Below are 20,194 nucleotides of genomic sequence, written 5' to 3' on the forward strand. Positions count from 1 at the left end.
GGAAACCGCTCTAGATCATTGCTGGATCACACACCTGGCGTCAAAGTGATCGCCATCGACGAACTTGTCGCCTTTGATGGTCCACTTTTGCATGATGTGATTCTGGCTCGCCCCGTAGGTGTCGAACTCGTATTCGGCGGCCGCCCCGATGTAGCGGAGCGGGGTCCCCGCGCGGAGCTTGGCCATCGCGGCGTTCAGATCCCACCACAAGGCCACATCGTTCTTGGGGTCGTTGAGCTCGAGGATCTTCTGCCGCAGCTCATTCCCGGACGTGATGATCTGCCCGGTGGTGGCGTACCCGTACACGAGGCCCATCGCGATGAGGACGACGCCGTCGTAATAGAAGTGCGCTGCGGGGAACGGCACCTCGTCGTTCCACCGGCGGGAGAAGTGATAGGTGAAGGCGTCGGCGTTCCAGTGCGTGCAGCTGAGCGCCTCCCCGGTTGGGTCGTTGGGGTTGGGGCTGCACTCGCTCCGCAGGCTGAGCGAGGGCGAGACCCCATAGGAGTTCTCATCGAGGGTGCCTTGAGGGATGTTGGCGAGGAACACCTCGGTGTGCAATGCAGGGCCGAGGAGCCACCTGCCCGGACGCCCGTGGACGGTCCATTCGGTCACGATGGTCGAGGCGGCGGCGGGATAGGCGGCCAGCAGCGTGCGGCCGGCCATCCGTTCTGGGTTGAAGGCGGCTTTGATCTTGTCCTTGTACGTCTGTGCGCCCGGCTTGAACGTCACCGAGGGGAGGATCCTGCCCTGGAGCGCCGCGAAATGGGTCGTGAACTCGGTGCTGACGGCGGTGTTGTAGTCGTCCCGCGCGGAGAGGCTATTGGCAGTGCGGACACCCTCGCTAACGATGTATTTCGCGAGCGCGCAGCCGATGCCGAACGGGGAAGGGGCGAGCCTCACCCTGCCGCCGTCGTCCTCATGGCGCGCGATGGAGGGCGCGGCATAGCTCGGCAGCATGTGGAGAAGGTTCTCCTTCTTCACCTCGATCGCGATGTCGCGGGCGAGCTCGTTCTCTTCGGGTCCTACCAGGTAGCGGACATCATCCGTGTAGATCAGCGAGAGCAGCTGGTCGAGCCCGCGCTCCGGGCTCGAATGGCTGTCTCGGCTCACGATGTCGAACGGCCTCCCTTCGAGCCCGCCCGCGGCGTTCAGGTCTTCGACCGCGAGCAACATGGCTTGCTCGAGGTTGCGCCCGACGGCCGACTCGCTCCCGGAGAAGGGGAGGAGGGCCCCAATTTTGATGGCGTTCTCGGGCTCATCGGGCTCATCGGGCGCCATCGACGAGCAGGACGCCGAGAGCAGGGACGCGAGTCCCACAATCAGCCCGGTCTCCATACAGCGCGCGCGTCGCCTGCGAGCACCCAGCCACGCGCCGGCTCGATGGAGGCAGTCCCGAACGGTAGGCATCCCAGTGTACATGGTTGTCCTTCTCGACGATGACATCGCATTGAGGGCGGAGCTGTCAAGGGCCGTGGGTGCGATGCGCACCACAAGGTTCGCTGTTTGCGTTTTGCGATCGATGCCCGTCGAACGCCGCTGTCGGGCCGTGGTGAGAGCGTGACCGAGAGAGAGGGACCCCGGGTGGGGCCCCGGCCGCGGCGTCGTGCCGTGGGCGGCGCCCAGGTTGCGCCCGCGCTCGGATTGTGATGGACGCCCGCCGCTGCTCCGCGAAACCTTTGCGGACCGCCCGTGTCCAAGGAGACGTGATGCCCTCCAACCTTCGCTCGCACTTCGCCTTCAACGCCCTCGCCGCCGCGCTCGGGCTCTCCCTCGCGGCCTGCGCCGGGGCGCCTCCGCCCGCGCCGAACGCGCCGGTTTCGCCGCGCGACGGCCGCCCGGCGACCCCGCCGCCGGCGCCGCTCCCGGAGGAAGAGGCCTTCGCCGTCCACGGCACGCTCAAGGACGAGTGGCTCCCGATCCTGAAGCCGGCGCCCTTCGACCCGAAGACCGCGCTGGTCCCCCCGGCGCCGGCCGGCGTGCCCGCCGCGCCGCGCGCCTGCGAGGCGTTCGTGCGGCGCGCCGCCGTCGCGCCAGCCCAGCCCTGCGGCGACGCGCAGGGCGCGATCGAGGCGCTCGACGCCGCGCTCGCCGAGGACGACGCGGCGAAGCGCGACGCGCGGCTCGCGGGCGTCGAGGCGTGCGCGGGCCTCGAGGCGGGCCTCGCGCGCGCGCTCCGGGCCGAGCTCGCGCCCATCACCTGCGGCGACGCCATCGCCGCGCCGCTCCTCGAAGCGCCGCCCGGCGCGCTCCGGGGCGACCTCTACCAGGTGCTGCTCGGCCTGACGCTCTCCGCCCGGCTCGCGCGCACCGCGACCGAGCCGCCCACGCTGCGGCCGCCCTACGATGTCCAGCGCGTCCTCGCGTTCACCAAGGGGCCGCTCTTCGCGTGGGTGACGGAGCAGGCCCGGGCGATCGAGGATCTCGGGCGGCGCGGCGTCGAGCTTCCGTTCTACGCGAAGGGCATCGTCGCCGTGGAGTCCGGGCGGGCCGACATGCGGCTCGTCGAGGCGGTCCGGTCCGCGCCGCTGCCGGACGCCATGCGGAAGGACGCGGAGCTCGCGAACGTCTACTACGGCGAGCTCGATCAGCTGCTCGATCCCTGGAAGGCCCGCGGCCGTGACGCCGCGCTCGTCGGTCTGCGCGAGCTCTCGTCGGTCGGCGTCCTCCGCGACGCCCGCGTCGACGGCGCGCGCGAGATGCTCTCCCGCCTCTACGGCGGCCGGCGCGTCGACGCGCTGGACGCGCTGGAGCTGCCGCCGCTCGCGGCGGGCAGCCCCCCCTCGTCGGCCGTCGAGCGGCTCGCCGCCCGGCTGCCGACGTACTACGCGGGCCGCCTGATCGCGCCCGAGGCGGCGGCGCGGCCCGAGCTCCTGCGCGTCCTGCTCGGCCGGGGCGTCCCGCTCCAGCACCGCGCGGCGCTGCGCACCGCGCAGCTCTCGCCCGAGTCGAGGCTCCTCTATGCGAGGGCGCGGCTCGAGCTCGGCCGACTTTACTGGCGGGCCGTGGACTTCGATCAGGCGACAGCGCTGCTCGCGGCGTGGCCCAAGGACACGCCGCGCGCCGCCGAGGCGACGGCGCTGCTCGCGGTCGCGCTCGGCCTGCGCAACGGCCCCGAGGACGCGGCGCTCATGATGCGGCGGGCGCCGCTCGCGGGGCTCGGCCTGGGCGACATCGCCGCGCTCGACTGGGTGGCCCGCGCGAAGCCCGCCTCGGCGTACGCGGGCATCGCGGCGTACGACGCGGCGCTCATCAAGCAGATCGCCGCCCCGCAGGGCGCGGAGGCGAGCTACTGGTCCGACGTGGCGGCGCGCTTCCGCGAGGCGCAGGCGCTCCTGACGGGGCCGCTGTCGAAGTCGGCGGAGGAGAGGGCGCGGGCGGCCGACGAGATCGCGCGGGCGGCGCGGTAGGGGCGGCGCGCGCTGGGTGGCGCGTCGGATCGCCGAGATCGGCTCCTTGCGAGCCCGCGCCGCCGGTGCCGGCCGCCCTACCCGAGGCGTTGGCGCTGCCAGCGATCTACGGATCGATGATCCAAGGACCGCCCGCGCCGCCGGCGCCGCCCGCGCCGTCGTTGGCGCCGGCGCCGCCGCCCGCGCCGCCGGTAGCCCCGTCGCCGCCCGCGCCGCCGGTAGCCCCGGCACCGCCGGCTCCCGCGCCGCCGCCGCCCTCCTCGTTACCGGGGATGGAGCCGTTGCCCGCGCCGCCGGCGCCGTTTCCGGGATCCACGTACGGGCCAGGGTCGATCACGCCGCCGCCGATCGCGGCCAGATCGTAGATGAGGTCGGTATCGAAATAGACACCGATTGGCCTGTAGGCGATGCCAGAGCCCACGACGACGGTCTCTGCTGCATTGTTCTCCCAGTTCCAGCCGACGGTGCTGACGATATCCCAGGTGTATTGCTGGTAGACCGGATAGGCCGAGACCCGCGCGAGCGCGGCCGTGGGCACGAACAGGACCGAGGTCGCGTCGAGCCCGACGGTCGCGCTCACGTTGAACCCGACGGCCTTGGAGATCTGCTCGTTCGACGGCACGCAATCGTCCAGCGGGCCCGGTGTGGGCTGGGCGCCCGGGGACGTGTCGCCGCCCGACGTGGCCGAGGAAGGCTGAGGACCCCAGGTGCCGCCGCCCGGCATGCCTGGCGCGGGCTGATAGCTCCAGGCGCCGCCGCTGCCCGGCATTCCCGTCGAGGGCTGAGGGCCCCAGGTGCCGCTCGGCATTCCCGGCGCCGGCTGAGGGCCCCAGGTGTCACCGCCGCCCGGCATGCCCGGGAAGGGCTGGAAGACCCCGAACGGGTCGTCTTCCGAGAGTGCCGGGAAGGGCCAGAGGTCGTTGCGCGCGCGGCTGCCCGTCGTGCGCGCCGCTGGCTCGGGATTCGTGGGGGTGATGGTGTGCACCACGCTCACCGACGGCGAGACGCTCGCCGACACGGAGACGCTGAGGGTCCGCGGGCCGAACCCCTCCGCCACGCGGAGCAGGTGGGCGGCATCCTCCCAGTGGAACGTCTCCGGTAGAACGAGGACGTTCGTGATCGTCTGACCGAAACACAGGGACTGCCGGGCCTCGCCGACTCCGGCTCGTACGCCGCTGTCCGCGCGCTCGGGTACCTCGGACGCCTCGCGCGGGCTCACGCAAGTGATGGATGGAACGAGCATCATCGCCGTACCGAGCACGAGCTTCACGTCAGGAACGAACATGTGCACTCCCCTGGGTTGCAATCAACGCAGCGAAGAGACGAAGCCGAGCCGGCGTGCAGAGCGCCGAGGAGCCGATGGTCTCCCTCGGCCCCCCGAAACCATCGCGCAAACGCGGCAAGCACCCTGGATCCAGGGGCGCGACCAGCTCGATGTGCATCGAATGCATCTCCAACGACCATGGATGCAAGAAGCGGGGATTGGCCGTGTGGGCGCACAGGTGGCGCCGCGCCCAGGTCCGGCGCAAAGCACGGTGGATGCGTTCACCGCCCGGACTGCCTGCCCCTGAGAACCATACCGGAACATGCTCGGTTGCTTGTGTGACCTCGCAGAGCACCTGGCACTACTGCGCGAAGTCGCCCCGGATCAGCAGAAAAACCGCCGAGGCCGCCAAGAGGCGAGGGGAAGGGCTGTTCCTGCATTTGCCCTCCTATTTCCCTGGTTCCTTGGCGTCATGGCGGTTCGCCTCCCGACTCCCCGCAGTAGCGCTAGTTGCCTGCGAGCGGTCCGGGGATGTTCCGACCCGGCGCAAGGAACTGGCTGCCGTTCATCAGCCACACGGCCATCAGGTCCTGTTCGGCATTGCCCCACAGCACGTCCGCCATGCCATCGAAGTTGAAATCGGCGACGCCCGACGCGGGCACCCACCCGTCGCCGATCGGTCCGGGGATGTTCGGACCCGGCGCAAGCAGCTGGCTGTCGTTCATCAGCCACACGGCCATCAGGTTCTGTGCGGCGTCATGCCACAGCACGTCCGCCATGCCGTCGAAGTTGAAGTCGAGCGCCGTGATGGTGACCCACCCGTCTCCGATCGGTCCGGGGATGTTCGGACCGGGGGCGAGCAGCTCGGTGCCGTTCATCAGCCATACAGCCATCAGGTTCTGTCCGGCATTGTTCCAGAGTATGTCCGCCATACCGTCGGAGTTGAAGTCGGCCGTTGTCGAGGCCATCCATCCGTCTCCGATCGGTCCGGGGATGTTCGGACCCGGCGCGAGCAGCTGGGTGCCGTTCATCAGCCACACGGTCGCCAGATTCTGTCGGGGGTTGTTCAAGACCACGTCATTCATCCCGTCAAAGTTGAAGTCGGCAGCGCTCGTCACGGCCACCCACCTGCCGCCGAGCGGTCCGGGGATGACCGGCCCCGGTGCAAAAAGCTGGCTGCCGTTCATCAGCCATATGGCCGCCAGGTTCTGTGGGCTGTTGTACCAGAACACGTCCGCCATGCCGTCGTGGTCGAAATCACCAGCGGAAATCGCCTCCCACCCGTCGCCGATCGGCCCGGGGATGCTCGGACCCGGCGCCAGGAGCTGGCTGTCGTTCATCAGCCACACGGCCATCAGGTTCCGTCCGGCATTGTTCCAGAGCACGTCCGCCATGCCGTCGCGGTTGAAATCGGCCGGGTAGGCGGTCTTCCACCTGTCGCCGTCCAACCGCTGCGCCGCCACGCCGGGCGATGGACTCTGGCCTTCGGAACGCAGACCATTCGCTTCGCGCTCGGCGCCGTCGGCGCAGGCAAACATGGCGCATATTGCAGGAATCATGCTCATGAGCTTCGCCGCAATGACGAGTCGCATACCCCTACTTTCCTCTTGCCTTCGTGCACAGGCTCCAGGCCGTCGATGCTTGCCAGAATAGCCGATGCGCGAAGGCGCGCGCGGGTCAATGCCGCCGCTTGTTCTGGACGCGCGACTGCGGCAGTCCGGCGCGGTTCTTCTGGAGGTAGCAGATCTCGACGAGCGTCGGCCACAGCTCGAGCGAGCCCTTGAACTGGCTGATCACGTCGTCGACGATGCGGACGAGGTTCTGCTGGAAAAAATCGGGCTCGAAGCCGTAAAAGGTCTTCTCGAGGGTCACGGCGAAGGTGCGCAGGGCGTCGGCGCGCTCGCGGCTCACGGTCGCCGCTGCCGCGCCGAGCACCCGCGCGTGGAGCGCGGTGATCCGCCCGAGGATCCGGTCGCAGTCCTCCGCGGTCACCTCGCCGCCATAGTCGAAGCCGATGCTGAGGTCCTCGACCTTCGAGAGGGTCGACTTGATCTTCAGCTTGAGGAGGTTCGACACCTCCTCGTTGAACACCTCGGCGGCGAGCGGGCTCCGCATGTAGTTGTTCTTGACGTGCGTCTGGGCGGCGTCGACGTGGGCGGCGGCCACGGTTGGTCTCGAGGTCCATGGCGCTGTCGCGGAGCAGCTCTCCGCGCACGTGGTTCGACGGGACGTCCGTGACGCGCTTGCCCAGCACGTCGAGGAACGCAGCCAGGATGTCGAACGATTTCCGGGTGAAGCCGCCGCCGTTCGCCCTGATGAGCTTGCCCCGGCAGATCTCATCCTTCTCCAGGGACTCCGGGCTGTCCTCGACCAGCGCGTAGGGGCGCATGTCGTCGTCGGCGCTCAGCATGCGGCTGCCCAGCGTGTACATCAGGGTGTAGTTGCGGTTCCCGCCGTAGCTCGGCCGGAACAGGTTCCTGACGAGCGGCTCGAGCTTGCGGTCACGGAGCCTCTGGTTCAGGTATGCGATGAACGCCTCCTTCTCGCGCGGGCCGACGTAGTAGAGGTCGTTGTAGGTCGCGGTCTCCTCGAGCAGCGAGTAGTACTTCTGCTGGTTGTGGATGTTCGAGTCGTCGAAGACGATCATCGCGATCGCATGTCCATTGCGCCAGAAGTGCTCGTCGTAAAGGTGGATGGTCTCGCCCACGTCGCGCAGCCGGTACGTGGGGATGACGAAGAGTGGTGGCCTGTTCTGCATGACGGGCGCAAAGCTAGGCCCGCCGGCGTCAAGAAGCCGTCAAGAGGCGGTCGGGCACCGTCAAGAGATCGTCAACCCGCTCGCAGGCGCGGGGGAAGGCCGAGCGGCCGGATCCCGCCGTCTTGATACTTTCTTGACGAGGGGCCCCCTCGGTTTGACGGTCCCTTGACCCGCGCGGGACTACGTTCTGTCCCGCTCGGTCGGCGCGGGCGCCGCGGGGTCTGCGGCGTCCGATGGCCCCCGATGAGGTCGCCATGGACATGGTCTACCTGGGACTGACAGTCACCTGTTTCTTGCTGTTTGCAGGGCTCATCCAGCTCTGTGAAAGGGTCTGAGCGCCATGACCGCGTTCACCTGGATCTCGGGCACACTCGCCCTGGGGCTCCTGTTTTACCTGATCTTCGCCCTCCTCGAGCCGGAGCGCCTGTCATGACCGCCAGCGGCGCGCTTCAACCAGCGCTCTACCTCGCCGTCCTCATCGGCCTCTCCGTCCCGCTCGGCACGTACATGGCGCGGGTCTACCAGGGCGAGCGCGGCCTCATGGCCAGCGTCCTCGGGCCGCTCGAGCGGCTCGTCTACCGCGCCGCGGGCGTGCGCCCCGATCAGGAGATGCGCTGGAAGGACTACGCCTTCGCGGTGCTCGCGTTCAACCTGGCCGGGCTCCTCGTCCTCTATGCCCTCCAGCGGCTCCAGGGCGTCCTGCCGCTGAACCCCGAGGGCATGGCGGCCGTCCCGCCCGATCTCGCGTTCAACACCGCAGCGAGCTTCGCCTCCAACACGAACTGGCAGGCGTACGGCGGCGAGTCGACGCTCAGCTACCTGACGCAGATGGCCGGGCTCGGGGTGCAGAACTTCGTGTCCGCCGCGACCGGTATGGCCGTGCTCGTCGCGCTGATCCGCGGGATCACGCGGAAGACGGCGGACACCGTCGGGAGCTTCTGGGTCGATCTCGTCCGGAGCACGCTTTACGTCCTCCTGCCGCTCTCGCTCCTGCTCGCTGTCCTCCTCGTGTCCCAGGGGGTCGTGCAGGGCTTCGGCGGGTACCAGAGCGCGTCGCTGCTCCAGGCCGTCAAGGACCAGGGCGGCGGCGCGGTCGTCGAGCAGGTGATCCCGATGGGGCCAGCGGCCTCGCAGATCGCGATCAAGCAGCTCGGGACCAACGGCGGCGGGTTCTTCAGCGTGAACTCGGCGCACCCGTTCGAGAACCCCACGGCCCTCTCGAACTTCCTCGAGATGCTCGCGATCCTGCTCATCCCCGCCGCGCTGTGCCACACGTTCGGCCGGATGGTCGGCGACAGGCGGCAGGGCTGGGCCGTCCTCGCCGCGATGACGGCCATCTTCGCTGTCCTCCTCGTCGTATGCGTCGCCTCGGAGCAGGCGGGCAACCCTGCGCTCTCCGCCCTGGGCGTCGATCAGGCGGCGAGCGCGCTCCAGGCCGGCGGCAACATGGAAGGGAAGGAGGCGCGCTTCGGCATCACGAGCTCCGCCCTCTGGGCGACCGCCACCACGGCGGCATCGAACGGCTCCGTCAACGCGATGCACGACTCCTTCACGCCCCTCGGCGGGCTCGTGCCCCTCTGGCTCATACAGCTCGGCGAGGTGGTCTTCGGCGGGGTCGGCTCGGGCCTCTACGGCATGCTGATGTTCGTCGTCATCGCAGTCTTCGTCGCCGGCCTGATGGTGGGGCGCACACCGGAATACCTCGGCAAGAAGATCGAGGCGTTCGAGATGAAGATGGCGTCCCTCGTCGTGCTCTTTCCGGCGATCACGGTCCTCGTCGGCACCGCGATCGCCGTGATGACCGAGGGAGGGCAGAAGGGCGTCTTCAACCCGGGGCCGCACGGGTTCAGCGAGGTGCTCTATGCGTTCTCGTCCGGCGCGAACAACAACGGCAGCGCCTTCGGCGGCCTCGGCGCGAACAGCCCCTTCTACAACACCGCCATCGGCGTCGCGATGCTCGTCGGCCGCTACGCGGTGATCGTCCCCGTGCTCGCGCTGGCGGGCTCGCTCGCGAGGAAGAAGCTCGTGCCGGCCGGCCCGGGCACGCTGCCCACGCACACGCCGCTGTTCGTCGGGCTCCTGACGGGCACCGTGCTGCTCGTCGGAGCGCTCACGTTCGTCCCCGCGCTCGCGCTGGGCCCGGTCGTCGAGCACCTGGAGATGACGCGATGACCATGAACCTTCACACCTCCGGACAGGCGATCGCCAGGGCCAAGCCCGGCGCCCCCGCGCCCCCGCCCCCCGAGCTGTCGCCGCCGCCGAGGCCGCGCCACCCGTCCCGCGACGTGGAGGGGAAGAAGACCGCGGCGAGGCCGCTCTTCGACCCGGCGATCGTCAAGCCGGCGATCGTCGCGGCGTTCCGCAAGCTCGACCCGCGCCACCAGGTGCGCAATCCGGTGATGTTCGTGGTCCTCGCCGGGAGCGCGCTCACCACGGCCCTGTTCGTGCACGCGCTCGTCGGGGAGGGCGAGGAGCCGCCGGGGTTCATCCTCGCCATCTCCCTCTGGCTCTGGTTCACCGTGCTCTTCGCGAACTTCGCGGAGGCCGTGGCCGAGGGGCGCGGCAAGGCGCAGGCCGACACGCTCCGCAAGGCGCGGCGCGACGTCGAGGCCGTGAAGCTCGCCCGCCCGGAGCGCGACGCGGAGCGGGTCGCCGTGTCCGCGTCGAGCCTCCGGAAGGGAGACCTCGTGCTCGTGGAGGCGGGCGCGATCATCCCCGGCGACGGCGATATCGTCGTCGGCGTCGCGTCGGTCGACGAGAGCGCCGTCACCGGCGAGAGCGCCCCGGTGGTGCGGGAGAGCGGCGGCGACCGGAGCGCCGTCACGGGCGGGACGCGCGTCCTGTCCGACTGGCTCATCCTCCGCATCTCCGCCAACCCCGGCGAGGCGTTCCTCGACCGGATGATCTCGATGGTCGAAGGGGCGAAGCGGAAGAAGACCCCGAACGAGATCGCGCTCGACATCCTGCTCGCCGCGCTCACCATCGTCTTCCTCCTCGCGACCGTGACGCTGCTGCCGTACTCGGTCTTCGGCGTCCGGGCAGCAGGGCAGGGGACCCCGATCAGCATCACCGTGCTCACGGCGCTGCTCGTGTGCCTGATCCCGACGACGATCGGCGGGCTGCTCTCGGCGATCGGCATCGCCGGGATGGACCGCATGATCCAGGCGAACGTCATCGCCATGTCGGGCCGCGCCGTCGAGGCCGCCGGCGACGTGGACGTGCTGCTGCTCGACAAGACCGGCACGATCACGCTCGGCAACCGGCAGGCGACGGAGCTCATCCCGACGGACGGGGTCGAGGCCAGGGCGCTCGCCGACGCCGCGCAGCTCGCGTCGCTCGCCGACGAGACCCCCGAAGGGCGCAGCGTCGTCGTGCTCGCGAAGGAGAAGTACGGCCTGCGCGAGCGCGATCTCTCGACCCTCGGCGCCCGCTTCGTCCCCTTCACCGCGCAGACCCGGATGAGCGGCGTCGACAGCGGCGCGCGCGAGATCCGGAAGGGCGCCTTCGACGCGATCGAGGCCTACGTCAAGGAGAAGGGCGGCGCGGTCCCGGCCGCGGTGCGCGCGGTGACGGAGGCCATCGCCCGGAAGGGCGGCACGCCGCTCGTGGTCGCCGAGGGCGGCGAGGTGCTGGGCGTCATCCACCTCAAGGACATCGTGAAGGGCGGCATCCACGAGCGCTTCGGCGATCTCCGGCGCATGGGGATCAAGACGGTGATGATCACGGGCGACAACCCGCTCACCGCCGCGGCCATCGCCGCCGAGGCCGGCGTCGACGACTTCCTCGCGCAGGCCACGCCCGAGGCGAAGCTGAAGATGATCCGCGATTACCAGGCGGGCGGTCGGCTCGTCGCCATGACCGGCGACGGGACGAACGACGCCCCCGCGCTGGCGCAGGCGGACGTCGCGGTCGCCATGAACACCGGCACGCAGGCAGCGAAGGAGGCCGGGAACATGGTCGACCTCGACTCGAACCCGACCAAGCTCATCGAGATCGTCGAGATCGGCAAGCAGCTCCTGATGACGCGGGGCGCGCTCACGACCTTCAGCCTGGCGAACGACGTCGCGAAGTACTTCGCCATCATCCCGGCGGCATTCGTCTCGACGTACCCTGCGCTCGGGCGGCTCAACGTGATGGGGCTCGCCACGCCGCGGAGCGCCGTGCTCTCCGCGGTGATCTTTAACGCGCTCGTCATCGTCGCGCTCATCCCGCTCGCGCTCCGGGGCATCCGCTACCGGTCCGTCGGCGCGGAGCGGATGCTCCGCAGGAACCTGCTCGTCTACGGCCTCGGCGGGCTCGTCGTGCCGTTCGTGGGGATCAAAGGGATCGATCTGCTCCTGTCCGCCCTCGGCCTCGTCTGAGGTCCCAAGGAAAGAACACCATGCTCGCGCACCTGCGACCCGCCCTCGTCCTCCTCCTCGTCCTCACCGGCCTCACGGGGTTCGCCTACCCGCTGCTCTCGACCGCCATCGCGCAGGCCGCGTTCCCGCACCAGGCGAACGGCAGCCTCGTGCTCCAGGGCGGCCGCGTGGTCGGATCGAGCCTGCTCGGCCAGCCGTTCCACGACCCGCGCTACTTCTGGGGCCGCCCCTCGGCGACGAGCCCTGTCCCCTACGCGGGGCAGGCCTCTGCCGGGAGCAACCTCGGGCCCACGAACCCTGCCCTGACCGAGGCGGTCGAGGCCAGGATCGAGGCGCTCCGCGCCGCGGATCCCGAGGCCACCGCGCCGGTGCCGGTCGACCTGGTGACCGCCTCCGGCAGCGGCCTCGATCCGCACATCAGCCCCGCGGCGGCGGAGTACCAGGTGCGGCGCGTGGCGCGCGCGCGGAACCTGGCAGAGGACGACGTGCGCCGCCTCGTCGCGCGGTACACGGAGGGGCGCCTGCTCGGGCTCCTCGGCGAGCCCCACGTGAACGTGCTCCTCCTGAACCTCGCCCTCGACGGCGCCCGCTGAGGAGAGCGCGAGGTGGTGGACGCAAGCGACGATCGGCCGGATCCCGAGGCGCTGCTCGCCGTGGCCCGCGAGGAGGAGGAGCGCGGGAAGAAGGGCAAGCTCAAGATCTTCTTCGGCGCCGCGCCCGGCGTCGGCAAGACGTACGCGATGCTGGAGGCGGCGCGGTCGCTCCGCGAGGAAGCGGTCGACGTCGTCGTCGGCTGGGTCGAGACGCACGGCCGCGCCGAGACGGAGGCGCTCCTCGACGAGCCCCCGCCGCTGCCGCGCCTGCCGGCGATCGAGGTCGAGCACCGCGGCAGGACGCTGCGCGATTTCGACCTCGAGGCCGCGCTGAAGCGCCGGCCGAAGCTCCTCGTCGTCGACGAGCTCGCGCACACGAACGCGCCGGGGCTCAGGCACCCGAAGCGCTGGCAGGACGTCATGGACCTGCTCGACGCCGGGATCGACGTCCACACCACCCTCAACGTCCAGCACATCGAGAGCCTGAACGACGTGGTGGCGCAGGTGACCGGCGTCGTGGTCCGGGAGACGGTGCCCGACTCGATGATCGAGCGCGCCGACGAGCTCGAGCTCATCGACCTTCCCCCGGACGACCTCCTCGAGCGGCTGCGCGAGGGCAAGGTCTACCTCTCGGAGCAGATCGAGCGCGCGGCGACGAACTTCTTCCGCAAGGGCAACCTCATCGCCCTGCGCGAGCTCGCCCTGCGGCGCACCGCCGAGCGCGTCGACGATCAGATGCGCGGCTACATGCGCGCCCACGGGATCCAGAAGACGTGGGCCGTCGCCGAGCGGATCGTCGTCTGCGTCGGCCCGAGCCCCATGTCGGCGCGGCTCATCCGGGCGACGCGGCGGATGGCCGGCGGCCTGAAGGCGGAGTGGCACGCGGTCTATGTACAGACGCCGGCCCAGGCGCGGCTGTCCGAGGCCGATCGCGAGCGGGTCGACCGGAACCTCGCGCTCGCCGAGCGCCTCGGCGCCACCGCGGTCCAGCTCCACGGCGCGGAGGTCGCCGGGGTGGTGCTGCGGTACGCCAGGCAGCACAACGTCAGCAAGATCGTCGTCGGCAAGCCGACCCACCCCCGCTGGAAGGATTTCATCTACGGCTCGCTGCTCGACGATCTCGTGCGGCAGAGCGGCGACATCGACGTCCACGTCATCCAGGGGGTGGCGGAGGCGGCGAAGCCGGAGCCCGGGCCGCCGGAGCGGCGCGGGCTCCGGCCGCTGGCCTACGCCTGGGGCGCGTGCGCGGCGGTGATCTGCACGCTGGTCTCGTGGCTCATGCACCCGTTCTCCGACCTGGCGAACCTGATCATGGTGTACCTGCTCGGGGTCGTCTTCGTCGCGAGCCGTTTCGGCGCCGGGCCCTCGGTGCTCGCGTCGGTGCTCGGCGTCGCCGCCTTCGATTTCTTCTTCGTAAGGCCGTACCTGACCTTCGCGGTCAGCGACCTCCGCTACCTCCTCACGTTCGCCATCATGCTGGGCGTGGGCCTCGTCATCGCCAGCCTCACCGCGCGCATCCGCGGCCAGGCCGAGAGCGCCAGCGAGCGCGAGCAGCGCACCGCGGCGCTCTACGCGATGAGCCGGGAGCTGGCCGCCCTGCGCGGGATCGACAAGCTCAGCCTGGCTGCCGCGCGCCATGTGCGCGAGGTCTTCGAGGCCGACGCCGTCGTCCTCCTGCCCGGCGCCGACGGCCGCCTCGCCGTCCGGGCGGGCACGGCCGAGGATCTGGTCGCGGGGGAGCAGGAGCGGGCGGTCGCGGAGTGGGCGTATGCGCGCGGCAAGGCCGCGGGCGCTGGCACCGACACCCTCCCGAGCGCGGGCGCGATGCACCTGCCGCTCCAGGGCTCCTCCGGGCCGATCGGCGTCCTCAGCGTCCGCGCGAGCCGACCGTGGCCGTTCCTCGACCTGAGCCGGCGCGAGCTGCTCGGCGCCTTCGCCACGCAGACGGCGCTCGCGCTGGAGCGCGCCCTGCTCGCGAGGCAGGCCCAGCGCGCCCGGCTGAAGGCGCAGGCGGAGGAGCTCCGCAACGCCCTCCTGAGCTCCGTCTCGCACGATCTGCGCACGCCGCTCGCCACCATCACCGGCGCGGCGGGGGCGCTGCTCGATGACGGCAACGACGGGGCGGCGCTCGACCCGGCCGCTCGCCGCGATCTGACGCAGACGGTGCTGGAGGAGGCGCAGCGGCTCGAGCGCCTCGTGCGCAACCTGCTGGACATGACGCGGCTCGAGTCCGGGGCGCTCGCGGTCAAGAAGGAGTGGCTGCCGCTGGAGGAGGTCGTCGGGGCTGCGCTGAACCGGGTCGAGGAGCACCTTCAAGGCCGGGAGGTCTCGATCGAGCTCGACCGTGCGATGGATCTCGTCCCGATGGATGGTGTGCTGATCGAGCAGGTGCTCATCAACCTGCTCGAGAATGCGCTCAAGTACTCGCCCGCCGGCAGCCCGATCGGGATCCGGGGGTTCACCGAGGGGAACGTGGCCACGCTGGAGATCAAGGATCGCGGTCCGGGCCTCCCGCCCGGCGAGGAGGAGACCCTCTTCGAGAAGTTCTACCGGGGGCGCGGCCACACGCAGCGGGGCATCGGCCTCGGCCTCACGATCTGCCGTGGCATCGTGACCGCGCACGGCGGGCGGATCGCGGCGGAGAACCGGCCTCACGGGGGCGCGACCTTCCGCGTGACGCTGCCCATCGAGGGCCGCCCGCCGAACCTCGCGAGCCCGGAGCTGCCGGCGGCGGCGGGCGCTTGATAACGTGGCTGGGCGAATGTCGGACGCGTCCCCCCTCGTGCTGCTGATCGAGGACGAGCCGCAGATGCGCCGGTTCCTCCGCGCGATGCTGGCGGCCCGCGGCTACCGGCTCGTGGAGGCGGAGACGGGCAGCGACGGGATCGCCCAGGCGACGACGCGCAATCCGGATCTCGTGCTCCTCGATCTGGGGCTCCCGGACATGGACGGCCTGGAGGTGACCCGGCGGCTCCGGGAGTGGAGCGCCGTCCCCATCATCGTGCTGTCGGCCCGCGGTCAGGAGCAGGACAAGATCGACGCGCTGGACGGCGGCGCCGACGATTACCTGACCAAGCCCTTCAGCGCCGGTGAGCTCCTGGCGCGGCTGCGCGTGGCCCTGCGCCACGCCGCCAGCGCGGCGCGCGGGGCGGCGGCGGAGGGCCATTGCTTCGCGGTCCATGACGTCGAGGTCGATCTCGCGCGCCGGGTCGTGCTGCGGGCGGGCGAGGAGATCCACCTGACGCCCATCGAGTACAAGCTGCTCACGACGCTGATCCGACATGCAGGCAAGGTCCTCACCCATCGCCAGCTCCTCGGCGAGGTGTGGGGGCCTGCGTATGCGGGCCAGACGCATTACCTGCGCGTCTACATGGCGCAGCTCCGGCACAAGCTGGAGCGCGATCCGGCGCGCCCGTCGATCCTGATCACGGAGCCAGGCGTGGGCTACCGGCTCAAGAGCCCTTGAGTCGATCCTGGCATGAAGGGGCATAGGGGTTAACCACGCTTCCCGCAGCGTCCTCCTACATCCGAACGTTTACGTGGTCGTGGTCGTGGTCGTCAACGATAGGCCGTGAACGTCCACGACCACGATCACGTAAACGTTCACGTTGGTGACCGATGGGGGCGGGGTTCGTGCCCTGAACGTGACCGAACGATCTTGGTTAACGCCTATGCCCCTCTCCCCTTGGCGTCCTTGGCGGGTTGGCGGTTTTTTCTGCTGATCCGGGGCAACTTCCCGCAGTAGAGCTAGGGCACCGATCACGTTGGAGTCCCGATGAAATCAACAGAAGGCAAGAGAAACCGCAAGGGGCGCAAGGGGAAGGCAAGAAAATATCTCGTCTCTGGTCCCTTGCGCCCCTTGCGGTTCGTCTCTCTCCCGTATTCCTGGCCCTTGGAGCTTGTTTCCCGGCAGATCGGTCGGGCCTCGCAACCCATTGAATTTAGGCACCTTTCAGCCCGCTTGTCGCTCTGGCCCGCATGCGCGATTGCAGCCTGTTTGACGGCTCTTCTGTGCGATGGCCGCAGAGCGCCGACGGACAGCGAATCACCAGCTGTGATGCCACGGCGTGCGCGCACAGCGCTCATTCGCGCCGTGCGCGCGCTCGCTTCACCTGCTTGCGGACCTTCGGATGCTGTTGGCTGGCCTCCACGATGACCCGGCCAACGACGTCGACCGCGAGATCGAAAGCCCGCTCCGCGAGGCGCTGGAACCAGAGCCCGAACGGCGAGTCGATCGGCCGGTACAGCCCCAGGTCGCCGGGCTCCCCGCCGGCCCAGGTGATGGGCAGCCCGGACGCCTCCAGCGTCTGCCTGGCGAAGCCCTGGGCGAGCTGGAGGGCTTGCAACGCGTCGACGCCCTCCTGCCACTTGAACACCTCAGCGCCGAGCCCGGAGATGAGCACCGGACAGCACCAGTCGCCGCCCTGCGCGCCGGGAGCAATCGGCTTGCCGATGACGAGTACGATCTGCCGGTCCGGCTGGCCCTCCACCCCGTAGTGACGGACCGCGATGGGCTCACCGATGCGCTTCTTGGGCATGGGGCTAGGTTAGTCCGGAAACGACGTGACCAGGCAGTAGACCTCCCATCTGACCGGTGACCCGCTGTTCGCAACTTCCCAGCAAGCCCTCTTTCTCACCGGATCCAGCTTCCACTGTGATCGGCAGAATGCCTCCTTTGCCCGCTGACTCGCGTGGGTCAGCAGCAGGCAGATCCCCTTGGCATCGGACCGTGGCTCTCCCATCGCAGCCCCGAACGCAGCGATGTCCGAGTCTGCCACTTCGGCCTCCTCCTCGGTCGTGCTCGCAACACAGCTCGCGGACAAGACGACAATGGCGACACCGATGAGCTTCGCGCCACGCATAGAGCCCCCTGTTCGACCGCTCGCTCCACCTAGAGCCAGGGGAGCTCAGCGGCAGCCGCAGGTCGCACAGGGCATCGCGTGCTGATGTGGGCGGAATCATGGCGCTGAAGCACGCGACCCGCTTCGCGCGGTACGGCACCTAGCGGTCGTTCGCGCTGCAAAGTCCACTCAGTGGAGTGGGGTGTCCGGGATGCGCCGCGCGAGTGTCCGGAACGCGGGTGGCGCCGATGTGGTTCCGGATATCACCGCCGAGCCAGGCAGGGGCGACCGCAGCCGGTGCGCCGAGGGCAGCGGAGCTAGCCAGGGACGACCGCGGCGGACCGGGGAGCCTCCCACCGCGGGCGGGCGTGGCCTCCAACCCCGCGCACCGGGAGGCACGTTTTACAAACAGCCCCGGAAAGCTCCGCGCAATTTCAGAATATGAGCACACTTCTTTTCCCCTCCGAAGGCTCCTCCCGCGACCACACATGGAATTCCGTTCATGCTGCCGCGGTGGAAGGTCTCCCCCGCGCGCTTCGCCTCCTGGGGGTCGCCGAGCCCGACATCGACGACGTCTTGCAAGAGGTCCTGCTCGCCGCGTACGAGAGCCTGGATCGGTTCGACCCCGCCTGGTCCCCGCCGGAGCGCGAGGCCGGGGCCGCCGGCGATCCGCTGCGCCGGGAGGGCCGGCGCCAGCACAGCAGCCCCGAGGCCCGCTGGGTGTTCGGGATCGCGTGGCGGAAGGTCAGTCACCACCTGGATCGCGCCTACCGCCGCCGCGAGGTGCCGGACGGCCTGCGTCCGGCGTCGCGCTACCAGACCGTCGATCCCGCGCCGCTCAGCGAGGAGCGCATCGCGGAGCAAGAGCGGCTGGAGGTCGCGAGGGAGGTGCTCTTGACGATCGCGCCCGAGCGGCGGGTCCTCCTGGTCCTTCACGAGGCCTACGAGGTGCCGCTCGTCGAGATCGCCCGCGAGCTCGGCCTCAACTACAACACCGCCAGCAACCGGCTGCGCCTTGCCCGCGAGGACTACCGTGCCGCCGTCAAGCGGCTGCGCCCGGAGCGGCGACAGGCGCTGCGCGCCTGCTGGCTCGTGTTTCCCCTGGCGTCCGACTTCCTTGTGCGCGACGGCGGCGCGAGCACCGCCGTACCGCCGGCCGGCGTGCCGTACGCGCCTGCCGGACCGAGCCCGCGATCGTGGCTCGCCCGGCTCGGCCGCACCCTCGGCGCCGCTGCGGCGGGCGGCGCCGGGACCGCGGCCGTGCTGCTCGCCCTCGCCCCGCCGCGGCCCCTCTGGGCTCGCCGCTTCGACGCGGCGCTGGCCTATGAGCTCCCCGCGACCGGCGCCGGCCTTGCAGCACCCCCGCCACAGCCATCGCAGCAAACCCCGGAACCGCGGCCGGCGGCGCCGGCGGCCGACGCGCCCGCGCGCCCGTGCCCGGCCGCGCCGCGGGCGGCGCCGCCGGCGGGCGCGCGGGAGGACGCCTTCGTGGAGGAGCGCCGGCTGCTCGCGGCGGCGCAAGAGCGCCTCTCCACGGGCGATCCCGCCGGGGCGCTCCGGCAGCTCGCCGCGCACGAGGCGCGGTTCCCCGCAGGCCGGCTGAAGTCCGTGCGAGAGCAGCTTCGCACGGCGGCCCGGGCGCGCCTCGCCCATCCGGCGCCGGGCGCGCCAGCAAGAGAGCCGGCGCGATGAGCCGGTCCAGGGCGAGACCGAGAGCGGGGCTCGGCCCGCGACCGGCCCGCGGCCTCTGCGCCACCGGACCGCTCCAGGGCGCGGGGCGCTCGGCGCGCACGGGGCGCTCGGCGCGCTTCGCCGTGGCGGCGGCCACCGTCCTGCTCGGCGCCGGGGACGCCCGCGCCGCGCCGGACGCGCCGCGCGCGGCGATGCGGATCGAGGTCGTGCGAGGCCCGGGCACCGAGAGCTGCCCCGGCGACGCGTTCCTGCGCGCGGAGGTGGCGCGCCGGCTCGGCGCCGACCCGTTCCAGGACGACGCGCCGCAGGTGCTCACGGTCCGCATCGCGCAGGAGGGGCCGGAGCTCACCGCCTTGCTGGCGCTGCGCGACGGCGCGGGCGATACCCGGTGGGCTGACGGGTTCGGCACCCGGAGCGGCTGCGAGGAGCTGCTCTCCGGCGTGGCCCTGGCGATCGTGGCGCGCGTCGTGAGCGCGCCGGAGCCGGCATCCCCGCCGCCCGAGCCCTCCTCGCCGCCGCCCGAGCCCTCGCCGCCGGAGCCCTCCTCGCCGCCCGCGGCGTCGCCCCCGCAAGCGCAGCGTGCCGCGCCGGAGCCACCTCGGCCGGCCGAGCCGTCGCAGGCGTCGTCTCGGCCGGAGACGGCGCCGGCTCCGCCGGAGCGGCTGCGGCTCGAAGCGGGGCTCGGGGCGACCCTGGGCCTGGGGATCACGCCGGGAGCCGCGGTCGGGATGACGCTCTCCTTCGGTGTTCGCCGGCACGACTGGTCGATGGCGGTGGAGGGACGCGGGCTCGTGTCCCTGGCGCAGGAGGTGGAAGCGGTACCCGTCCGCACCAGGGCATTCACGGCGGCTGCACTGGCCTGTCGTCGCGGCCAAACCCTGTTCGGTTGCGGGGTCGCCTCCATCGGCGTGGTCCGGTTCGTCCCTCGGGCGCCGTGGACCATCAGCTCACCCGGCCAGCCGATGCTCGGCGTCGGCCCGCGGTTCGGCGGCGCGTGGCCCTTGTCGGACAGGTGGTCCGCGCACGCTTACGCCGAAGCCGTCTGGATCGTCGCAGACGCGGTTCTTCGACGCCAGAAAGATGGAAGTGAACCGCCTTCACCCCTCACCTGGTCGTCACCCCCGGTCGGCGCTGCGCTCGGATTCGGTATCACGGCAATGTATTGAACGAGCTCGAATGACGCCGGGGACCTTCCGCATCCAACATGACAATTTTTAGAAGAGATCCGCAATGTGGCATGCAATCGCCTGTGTCGTCATGAATCTCCGTTGTCAG

Annotated in this window: 14 protein-coding genes and 1 pseudogene; 9 read left to right on the forward strand and 6 right to left on the reverse strand. The window is 70.6% G+C overall.

What is annotated here, in order from left to right; all coding sequences use genetic code 11:
* Nucleotides 1–15: 15 nt before the first annotated feature.
* Entirely contained in the window at nucleotides 16–1,320 is a 1,305-nt protein-coding gene (locus tag WMF39_RS07210; RefSeq protein WP_437744806.1) for an ABC transporter substrate-binding protein, read from the reverse strand.
* A gap of 389 nt (nucleotides 1,321–1,709) precedes the next feature.
* Between WMF39_RS07210 and WMF39_RS07215 the strand changes: the two genes are divergently transcribed.
* Nucleotides 1,710–3,410 (forward strand): hypothetical protein, encoded by a 1,701-nt coding sequence (locus WMF39_RS07215; protein WP_437744807.1) that lies wholly within the window; start codon nucleotides 1,710–1,712, stop codon nucleotides 3,408–3,410.
* A gap of 106 nt (nucleotides 3,411–3,516) precedes the next feature.
* Here the strand turns inward: WMF39_RS07215 and WMF39_RS07220 are convergent, their stop codons facing one another.
* The 3 genes and pseudogenes from WMF39_RS07220 to WMF39_RS07230 all read right to left on the reverse strand — a co-directional run bounded on the left by WMF39_RS07220 (nucleotide 3,517) and on the right by WMF39_RS07230 (nucleotide 7,432).
* Nucleotides 3,517–4,695 (reverse strand): hypothetical protein, encoded by a 1,179-nt coding sequence (locus WMF39_RS07220; protein WP_437744808.1) that lies wholly within the window; start codon nucleotides 4,693–4,695, stop codon nucleotides 3,517–3,519.
* Between the two features lie 485 nt (nucleotides 4,696–5,180).
* Nucleotides 5,181–6,266, reverse strand: a complete 1,086-nt coding sequence (locus WMF39_RS07225) for an FG-GAP repeat domain-containing protein (protein ID WP_437744809.1) — start codon at nucleotides 6,264–6,266, stop codon at nucleotides 5,181–5,183.
* A gap of 85 nt (nucleotides 6,267–6,351) precedes the next feature.
* Nucleotides 6,352–7,432 (reverse strand): annotated as a pseudogene (locus WMF39_RS07230) (hypothetical protein).
* A gap of 340 nt (nucleotides 7,433–7,772) precedes the next feature.
* Here WMF39_RS07230 and kdpF point away from each other — a divergent pair.
* From kdpF to WMF39_RS07260, 6 genes are read left to right on the forward strand one after another with little or no spacing between them, the layout of a single operon-like run.
* A complete protein-coding gene (gene kdpF / locus WMF39_RS07235; RefSeq protein ID WP_437744810.1) occupies nucleotides 7,773–7,865 on the forward strand; it encodes a K(+)-transporting ATPase subunit F in 93 nt (30 codons plus the stop codon).
* The gene (gene kdpA, locus WMF39_RS07240; RefSeq protein WP_437744811.1) at nucleotides 7,862–9,604 is read left to right on the forward strand and encodes a potassium-transporting ATPase subunit KdpA; all 1,743 of its coding nucleotides are present in this window, start codon (nucleotides 7,862–7,864) and stop codon (nucleotides 9,602–9,604) included. The genes kdpF and kdpA overlap by 4 nt, the downstream gene beginning before the upstream one ends.
* Nucleotides 9,601–11,793, forward strand: coding sequence for a potassium-transporting ATPase subunit KdpB (gene kdpB, locus WMF39_RS07245; RefSeq protein WP_437744812.1), 2,193 nt, complete (start codon nucleotides 9,601–9,603; stop codon nucleotides 11,791–11,793). The genes kdpA and kdpB overlap by 4 nt, the downstream gene beginning before the upstream one ends.
* A 20-nt stretch (nucleotides 11,794–11,813) precedes the next feature.
* Nucleotides 11,814–12,386, forward strand: coding sequence for a potassium-transporting ATPase subunit KdpC (gene kdpC / locus WMF39_RS07250; protein ID WP_437744813.1), 573 nt, complete (start codon nucleotides 11,814–11,816; stop codon nucleotides 12,384–12,386).
* Between the two features lie 12 nt (nucleotides 12,387–12,398).
* On the forward strand, nucleotides 12,399–15,131 hold the full coding sequence (locus WMF39_RS07255) for a DUF4118 domain-containing protein (RefSeq protein ID WP_437744814.1): 2,733 nt from the start codon (nucleotides 12,399–12,401) through the stop codon (nucleotides 15,129–15,131).
* Between the two features lie 16 nt (nucleotides 15,132–15,147).
* A complete protein-coding gene (locus tag WMF39_RS07260; RefSeq protein ID WP_437744815.1) occupies nucleotides 15,148–15,852 on the forward strand; it encodes a response regulator in 705 nt (234 codons plus the stop codon).
* A gap of 616 nt (nucleotides 15,853–16,468) precedes the next feature.
* Here WMF39_RS07260 and WMF39_RS07265 read toward each other — a convergent pair.
* Both WMF39_RS07265 and WMF39_RS07270 read right to left on the reverse strand, forming a co-directional pair.
* A complete protein-coding gene (locus WMF39_RS07265) occupies nucleotides 16,469–16,924 on the reverse strand; it encodes a DUF6968 family protein (protein ID WP_437744816.1) in 456 nt (151 codons plus the stop codon).
* Between the two features lie 9 nt (nucleotides 16,925–16,933).
* Nucleotides 16,934–17,248, reverse strand: coding sequence for a hypothetical protein (locus WMF39_RS07270; RefSeq protein WP_437744817.1), 315 nt, complete (start codon nucleotides 17,246–17,248; stop codon nucleotides 16,934–16,936).
* Nucleotides 17,249–17,740: 492 nt separating this feature from the next.
* Between WMF39_RS07270 and WMF39_RS07275 the strand changes: the two genes are divergently transcribed.
* On the forward strand, nucleotides 17,741–18,919 hold the full coding sequence (locus tag WMF39_RS07275; RefSeq protein WP_437744818.1) for an RNA polymerase sigma factor: 1,179 nt from the start codon (nucleotides 17,741–17,743) through the stop codon (nucleotides 18,917–18,919).
* Nucleotides 18,916–20,085 (forward strand): hypothetical protein, encoded by a 1,170-nt coding sequence (locus tag WMF39_RS07280; protein ID WP_437744819.1) that lies wholly within the window; start codon nucleotides 18,916–18,918, stop codon nucleotides 20,083–20,085. Before WMF39_RS07275 ends, WMF39_RS07280 begins: the two co-directional genes overlap by 4 nt.
* Nucleotides 20,086–20,194 lie beyond the last annotated feature (109 nt).

This window comes from Sorangium sp. So ce1504 (assembly GCF_051521635.1).
In the GTDB taxonomy this organism is placed as follows: Bacteria; Myxococcota_A; Polyangia; order Polyangiales; family Polyangiaceae; genus Sorangium; species Sorangium cellulosum_B.